8 protein-coding genes are annotated in these 7,450 nt (G+C 68.6%); 4 read left to right on the plus strand and 4 right to left on the minus strand.

Going from position 1 to position 7,450, the window contains the following annotated elements; genetic code table 11:
* The first annotated feature begins 9 nt into the window (after positions 1–9).
* Positions 10–1,191, plus strand: coding sequence for an FAD-dependent monooxygenase (locus tag E0H50_RS39310; protein ID WP_131296238.1), 1,182 nt, complete (start codon positions 10–12; stop codon positions 1,189–1,191).
* Here the strand turns inward: E0H50_RS39310 and E0H50_RS39315 are convergent.
* Positions 1,159–1,617, minus strand: coding sequence for a PGPGW domain-containing protein (locus tag E0H50_RS39315; protein WP_131296239.1), 459 nt, complete (start codon positions 1,615–1,617; stop codon positions 1,159–1,161). The genes E0H50_RS39310 and E0H50_RS39315 overlap by 33 nt on opposite strands.
* 20 nt (positions 1,618–1,637) lie before the next feature.
* Positions 1,638–3,770 (minus strand): peptidoglycan DD-metalloendopeptidase family protein, encoded by a 2,133-nt coding sequence (locus E0H50_RS39320; RefSeq protein WP_131296240.1) that lies wholly within the window; start codon positions 3,768–3,770, stop codon positions 1,638–1,640.
* 97 nt (positions 3,771–3,867) lie between these two features.
* On the opposite strand from E0H50_RS39320, the gene lpdA reads away from it, so the two are divergent.
* Complete coding sequence (gene lpdA / locus E0H50_RS39325) at positions 3,868–5,265, plus strand: dihydrolipoyl dehydrogenase (RefSeq protein WP_131296241.1); 1,398 nt, start codon at positions 3,868–3,870, stop codon at positions 5,263–5,265.
* Between the two features lie 53 nt (positions 5,266–5,318).
* On the opposite strand, the gene E0H50_RS39330 is transcribed toward lpdA, so the two are convergent.
* A complete protein-coding gene (locus tag E0H50_RS39330; protein ID WP_131296255.1) occupies positions 5,319–5,714 on the minus strand; it encodes a RidA family protein in 396 nt (131 codons plus the stop codon).
* A gap of 59 nt (positions 5,715–5,773) precedes the next feature.
* On the opposite strand from E0H50_RS39330, the gene E0H50_RS39335 reads away from it, so the two are divergent.
* Positions 5,774–6,757: a helix-turn-helix transcriptional regulator gene (locus tag E0H50_RS39335; protein ID WP_131296242.1), complete on the plus strand. Its 984-nt coding sequence runs from the start codon at positions 5,774–5,776 to the stop codon at positions 6,755–6,757.
* Here the strand turns inward: E0H50_RS39335 and tsaA are convergent.
* Positions 6,734–7,144, minus strand: a complete 411-nt coding sequence (gene tsaA / locus E0H50_RS39340) for a tRNA (N6-threonylcarbamoyladenosine(37)-N6)-methyltransferase TrmO (protein WP_131296243.1) — start codon at positions 7,142–7,144, stop codon at positions 6,734–6,736. The two genes, E0H50_RS39335 and tsaA, sit on opposite strands and share 24 nt — an antisense overlap.
* 103 nt (positions 7,145–7,247) lie before the next feature.
* Between tsaA and E0H50_RS39345 the strand changes: the two genes are divergently transcribed.
* Positions 7,248–7,450, plus strand: a 203-nt coding sequence (locus E0H50_RS39345; RefSeq protein WP_131296244.1) for a hypothetical protein, incomplete at its 3' end; no start/stop codon positions are given.

Below are 7,450 nucleotides of genomic sequence, written 5' to 3' on the forward strand. Positions count from 1 at the left end.
GAGGCGAAGATGAAGGTTCTGGTTTCGGGTGCGAGCGTGGCGGGCCCCTCGGTGGCGCTCTGGCTGGGCCGTGCGGGACACGACGTGACAGTGGTCGAGATCGCGCCCGCGCTCCGGAAGGGCGGGTACGCGGTGGACTTCCGCGGGGAGGTGTTCAAGACCGTCCTGCGGCGTATGGGCGTGCTCGACGATCTGCGGTCGCTCCAGACCGGTGGGAGTGCGATGCGGTTCGTCGACGAGTCCGGCCGCCGGCTGATGCGGCTGCCCGCCGAGTTCGCGGGCGGGGAGCTGGAGGTACTGCGGGCAGACCTGTCGCAGGTGTTGTACGAGCACAGCCGCGAGCAGGCGACGTACTGCTTCGGCGACTCGATCGCGAGCCTGCGGGAGCACGCAGAGGGCGTGGACGTGCGGTTCGAGAGCGGGGTCGAGGAGACGTACGACCTGGTCATCGGCGCGGACGGGATGCATTCCGTCGTACGGCGGCTGGCGTGGCGGGCGGACCAGGTCGTCGAGCGGCACCTCGAGTACTACGTGGGCGGCTGGGAGGTGCCGAACACGCTGGGGATCTCCGGTGACGCGCTGATGTACAACGTGCCCGGCAAGCTCGCGAGCGTCAGCGCGGACCGTCGCGATCCGGCGCTGGCGGGGACGCTGTTCGTGTTCAAGTCGCCGAAGCTGGAGTACAACCGGCGGGACCTCGACCAGCAGAAGGCCATCCTGCGGGAGCAGTTCAGCGGCCTCGGCTGGCACGTCCCGGAGTTGCTGGCCGGGTTGCCCGCGGCAACGGAGCTGTACTTCGACTCGATCAGCCGCGTCCACGTGAAGCGCTGGTCGACCGACCGGATCGTGCTGCTCGGCGACGCGGGGTACGGCGCGACGTTCGGAGCGCTAGGCACCGGTACGGCGGTCGTCGGCGCCTACGTACTGGCGGGGGAGTTGGCGCAAGGCGACCTGCGGACCGCGTTCGACCGGTACGAGGAGCGGATGCGGAAGGCCGTGTCGAAGACCCAGGACGGCAGCCGCTCGGGTCAGTTCATGGCGCCGGCGACCCGGTTCGGGATCGCGGCGCGGAACAAGATCCTCGACCGGCCGTTCTTCCTGAAGCAGATGCTCAAGCTGGCCCAGAACCTGAGCGAACAGGTGGCACTGCCGGACTACTCAGGGCAGCAGGGGCAGCTGGTACAGGAATGACTCCCAGGGGTCAGGCAGCCAGCCCGGCACACCCAGCACGGCCAGGTAGAGCCAGATCGCGACGAGCACGCAGAGGAACAGCGCGAGCGTCCCGAGTGCCTTCAGCCAGGCGGGCTGCTTGCCGGTCCAGGCGGTGAGCGCCTTCACCCAGTCCTTGACCCGGTACAGCAGCCGCTGGGCCCACTCGAACTCGCTCGCGAGCACGGCCAGACCCGCGATGAACAACGGGATCCCGCCCGGCCCCGGCAGCCAGCCGGTGAGCGGCGCGGCGATGATCAGAATTCCGCCGACAACGCCCACGCCGATCCGGTAGAACAGCAACTTCTTGGGATTCTCGCGAATCCGCCTCCGCCACTCCCACCGGTCGTCCGCCGCGTCGAGCGTGATGTTGTGATCGGTGCGGTCGGGACTCTGTTTCTCGGCCACGGACCCAGCGTACCGGGCGCCTAGGCAGCAGCCGGGTTGCCGAACTCCCAATGCCAAGGCTCTTCCCGGTTGCCGCCCTGGTCCGCCCAGGCCGGGTGCAGCCAGCCGTACGCCGAAGCGTGCGACTTCATCCACTGGTACTGGGTGGTGCCGTACTTGTCGACGCCTCCGCAGAGGTCGACCGCGACACCCCAGCCGTGGTTGGAGGTGCCCGGCAGCGCGGCCAGAGACGGCTTGCGCTGGTACAGGCTGACCTGGGACGCGTACGAACGGTAGGAGTCGGTGATGCACAGTGACTTACCGAACTGGCCGCGGTACGCGGCGGCGAGCTTCAGGTACGCCGCGGCGGCGTCACACCTGAGCATGTGGCCGGACCCGATCGCGCACAGCTTGCCGGACGGGATCATGCCGTTGCTGAAGCCGCCCCACCCGGTGCTCGCGGATCCGGTGGCGAGGAACGGCATCGGGTTGACTGGGTCGCCGCCGAGGCGGACCTCGAAGTGCAGGTGCGGCCCGGTCGAGTTGCCTTCGGTGCCGACGGCACCGATCTGCTGCCCGGCGGTCACCTGCTGGCCGTCGGTGACGTCGACCCGGCTCAGATGGGCGTAGAGCGTCTCCAGGCCGTTCCCGTGGTCGATCCGCACCAGGTTGCCGGCCCAGGCGGGGTGCTCGACGCGGACGACGCCCGAGGTCACGGCGCGAACCGTCGTACCGATCGCGGCCGGGAAGTCCTGGCCGGTGTGGGACCCGGTCGACCACATGGATCCGGACTGACCGAACGGCGTACCGATCTCGTAGGTCCCGTCGGGCAGCGGCCAGGTCCAGGAGCCCGAGCCGACGTCGTACGACGTGGCCGTGTTGCCGCACCGGAACGCGTACGCCTCGGACGTCGCGACCGGCGCGACCTGCGGCTTGACCGGGGCGCCGAGCGTCGGGCGGAGCGCGGCGTACAAGTTGTCGGGGATCGTCGTGACGACCACCGAGCCCTTCGACTCGTCGGCGGCGATCATCTCGCCGTTGTCGAGTGCGATGCCGATGTGCACGAGGCCGAGGGACTTGCTGCCCATGACGAGCAGGTCGCCGGGCTGGATCTGCGCGTTCGGGACGGCCTGGTAGCCCGGGTAGACCTTGCCGACCAGGTTCGGGAGGGTCGTGTACGGCTGCCAGGCGACGCGGGCCGCTCCGAGACAGCCGTACGTGTCCGGACCGGTCGCGGCGACGCCGTACGGTTTGCCGACCATGCTGAAGGCTCTGTTGACTGCCCGGATCGTCTCGGCCGACATGACCCGCACGATGCGACCCGCGACCGAGACCGACGCCACACCGGGGACCGCCGCACCACGGCGGGTCAGCGGCGTCAGGCCGGTCGGCAGCGAGGCCGGGTTCTTGAGTACAGCGGCTGCCGGGGGAGTGACCTTCGTGGCTGCCAGCTCGGTCAGGTACGTCTGCCAGCGTGCGAGCGCCTGCTGGTTGCGCGCGAGCTGGAGCTGCTTCGAGAGCGCGGAGGCGACGTCGAGATCGGCAGTCTGGTCGGCCATCGCCGCGGCCGCGCTGGCGGCCTTGTGCTGGACCTGGTTGCTGAGCTCCTGCGCCTTGGCAGCGGCATCGTTCGCGGCGGCGCGCTTCGTGGTCGCGTCGGCCTTGAGCCGGTTGGACTCGGCTTCGGCGGCCATGGCCTTGTTGTACTGCGAGACCTGGGTGCTGCCGAGCTGAGTGATCGCGGTCTGCCGGTCGGCGATCTCCTGGAGGTTCTCGGCGATCGGGGCGAGCGACCACAGCATCGACTCGGTGCCCATCACGGTCGGGATGCCCAGCTGGTACGCCTGCGCGGTGATCACGCCGAGCCGGCGGCGCTCCTCGTCGGACAGGCCCTTGGAGGCGGTCGCGCTGGCTTCCGCCTTCTTCGCGGCCGACTCGGCGGCCTGGGCCTCCTTGAGCGCCTTCGTGTAGGCGATGGTCGCCTTGGCGAAGTCGGCCTGGACGGCGGCGGCCTCGGCCTGGAGCTGCTCGAGCGAGCGGTTCACGTCGGTGACGGAGGCCGGCGGCGGCTCGGTCGCGGACGGCGAGGGATCGGCGTACGCAGGCACGGCAACCGCCGCCAGCAGCGTGCCGATTGCCGCCAGCCGCAGCCCACGGCGTCTGCCCAGATCCATCCGTCCCCCATGCTGCATTCGTCCGTACGGCGCCTCACGCGCCAGCCCAGCGTAGGCGGCGTACGGTCCTTACGGAACCCCGGCTAAAGTTCACACCATGGCCTCGCACTTTGACGTTGTTGTCCTCGGCGCTGGTCCGGGTGGGTACGTCGCGGCGATCCGCGCCGCCCAGCTCGGGCTCAAGACCGCCATCATCGAGAAGAAGTACTGGGGCGGTGTCTGCCTGAACGTGGGCTGCATCCCGTCCAAGGCGCTGCTGCGGAACGCCGAGCTGTCGCACATCTTCCGGACGGAGGCGAAGACCTTCGGCATCAGCGGCGAGGTGACCTTCGACTTCCCCACCGCGGTGCAGCGCAGCCGGAAGGTCGCGGACGGCCGGGTCAAGGGCGTCCACTTCCTGATGAAGAAGAACAACATCACCGAGTTCGACGGCTGGGGCTCGTTCACCGACGCCAACACCCTCGACGTGACGCTGAACGACGGCTCGTCGGAGACCGTCACCTTCGGCTCCTGCATCGTGGCGACCGGCGCGACCACCAAGCTGCTGCCGGGCACCCAGCTCAGCGAGCGGGTCGTGACCTACGAGGAGCAGATCCTCACCGAGGACCTGCCCGGGTCGATCGTGATCGCCGGCGCCGGTGCGATCGGTGTCGAGTTCGCGTACGTGCTGGCGAACTACGGCGTGAAGGTGACGATCGTCGAGTTCCTCGACCGGATGGTGCCGCTGGAGGACCCGGAGGTCTCCAAGGAGCTGGCGCGGGCGTACAAGAAGCTCGGCGTCGACGTCCTGACGTCCACCCGCGTCGACTCGATCGACGACTCCGGCGCCTCGGTCAAGGTGACCGTGACCGGCAAGGACGGCGTACAGAAGACCATCGAGGCCGACAAGGTCATGCAGGCGATCGGCTTCCAGCCGCGCGTCGACGGCTACGGCCTGGACAAGATCGGCGTCCAGCTCACCGAGCGCGGCGCGATCGGCGTCGACGGGTTCTGCCGGACGAACGTGCCGAACATCTTCGCGATCGGTGACGTGACCGCGAAGCTGATGCTCGCGCACGCCGCCGAGGCGATGGGCGTGATCGCGGCCGAGACGATCGCGGGTCACGAGACGATGGAGCTCGACTACGCGATGATCCCGCGGGCGACGTTCTGCCAGCCGCAGATCGCCAGCTTCGGGTACACCGAGGAAGAGGCCAAGAAGCTCGGCCACGACGTGAAGGTCGCCAAGTTCCCGTTCACCGCGAACGGCAAGGCGCACGGCCTCGGCGACCCGACCGGTTTCGTCAAGGTGATCAGCGACAGCAAGTACGGCGAACTTCTCGGCGCGCACCTGATCGGCCCGGAGGTCACCGAGCTCCTGCCTGAGCTGACCCTCGCCCAGAAGTGGGACCTGACCACCAAGGAACTGGCCCGCAACGTCCACGCCCACCCCACCCTGAGCGAAGCCCTCCAGGAAGCCTTCCACGGCCTCGAAGGCCACATGATCAACTTCTAGCCGACTTGGGGAGGATTACTTGCCGTTCTGGGCGTAATCCTCCCCAACCTCGGTCAGGCGACGGCGGTCGCCTCTAGTTCGACCAGTTGGCCTGGGATGGCCAGGCGGGTGACGCCTAGCATCGTGGTGGTGGGGGATGCTCCGGCGGTGGCCAGGCGGGACGCCAGTACGCCGTAGTGGGGGAAGAGCAGGTCTACGTCTGTTGTGTAGACGTTGAGGCGGACGAGGTTCGTGAGGGTCATGCCGGCCTCGGTGAGTACTGCTTCCAGGTTGGCGAGGCTTAGCTCGAGTTGCGCGGGCAGGTCGCCGTCGTGCTGCGGTTTGCCGTCGGCGTCCATCGCGGTCTGGCCGGAGCAGTAGAGGGTTCGGGGCTGGCCGGTGACCAGTTCGCCCTGGTTGAAGCCCAGTGCCAGGGACCAGGGGACCGGATTGACTGCGGTTCGTTCGATCGTCATGGCGGCGAGCTTTCCAAGAAATCACGACACCCTTCGTCACGTATTCTTTTCGAGTGCGTGCTGACCGGTTGGTGTCGCTGGTGTTGCTGCTGCGTCAGCGGGGACAGCTGACCGCGGATGTGCTCGCCACGGAGCTGGAGGTGTCGACGCGGACGGTGCTGCGCGACATTGAGGCGCTGTCGGCGGCCGGCGTGCCGGTGTACGCCGAGCGTGGGCGGCACGGCGGGTTCGCGTTGCTGCCCGGGTTCCGGACCGAGCTCACTGGGCTGAATCATGACGAGGCGCTGGCGTTGCTGACCGCCGGCTCGGGGCGCGGTGAGCAGGTCTTCGGCCTCAGTTCGGCTCTCGCTTCCGCCATGCGCAAAGTGGTCGACGCACTTCCCGAGAGCCATCGGACGACCGCGAGCGAAGCAGCACAGCGAATCCTCGTCGACCCCGAGACCGACTTGCTGTCCCGCCGGCTCATCACCAAGGAAGTCCCCGACGCCACGATGCTCGAGGTCCGCCGTGCGGTGCTCGCCGGCCACAAACTCCGCGTCCTGTACGCCGCCACCGGCCAGGAACCGCAGTGGCGCACGGTCGACCCGATCGGCCTGGTCACCGTCCGCGACCGCGGCTACCTGCTGGCTCGGCGGTCCGGCGAGGACCGCACGTACCGCCTCTCGCGAATGCAGGCCGCCGAAGAACTCCCCGAACCGGCCGAGCGCCCGAACCAGGTCGACCTGGACCGCATCTGGCGCGACCGCTCCGCCCAGTTCCTCGCCGACGGCCACCTCACCGTGCACGTCCGCGTCAACCCGGCCCGCCGCGAAGACCTCCTGAACGCCGCCGTCGCCGTACGCGCCGAAACCCCCGACCCCGACGGCTGCCTCCGCCTGGAGCTCACCTTCCAAGACGCCTGGCACGCCGAATGGTCCCTCTGGCAACTCGGTCCCAACGCCGAAGCCCTCCACCCCCAGTCCCTGCGCACCGCCCTCCACAAGCGCGCAACAGCGATGGCCGCCCGGTACGAGTCAACGGTCGGCGACGTCACCTAGTACCGGTTTGACGTCGACGATCGGCGTCCCGTCGAGAGCTTCCAGATTGCTGACCCGCACCCGGAGACCGTCCACCGCGAGCACAGTCACCCGATGCAGCCCGAGCGGATTGGGCCGGTCGGGGGACCGCGTGCTGAACACCCCTGTCGGCGGGCGCGCCTGATCTCCGCGCGGATGCACCTTCTGCACGCCCCGATCCGCCCGATCGAACCAGCTGACGAGAATCACCTCATCACCGGCCGCAACATCAGCGAGCGCATCCCGCACCGAGCCGTCGAACACCACCCAGGCATCCGGCGCCCCTTCATCCCCCTGCCGCGGCGCCTCCGCCCGCTCCCGCAACTCCGACTCCACCCACCCAACCACCCGCAGCACCAGCTCATCCATACACCGGACAGTACGCTCCACGGCGCCTGAATCCTTTACAGGTAAGGATTTCCGGGCAAGCCTCGATTTGCCCGAGACCTGATCGTGATCTAAACTAGAACACATGTTCGACGAGGATTTGGAGGCGCTCGACACCGCGGACCTGCTGGCCGCGGCGGCTGAGTACGACCAGATCCAGAATCGTGCCGCCGTCCGCATCCTCGAAGTCGCACTGACCTACGCCGACCGGCACGCGGTCGTCGAGGGCTACCAATGGCTGCCGGGCTACGAACAGCTTCGTGTGTATGGCGGTGACGGTTGCCCTGG

It is taken from the genome of Kribbella sindirgiensis, assembly GCF_004331435.1.
GTDB lineage: Bacteria > Actinomycetota > Actinomycetes > Propionibacteriales > Kribbellaceae > Kribbella > Kribbella sindirgiensis.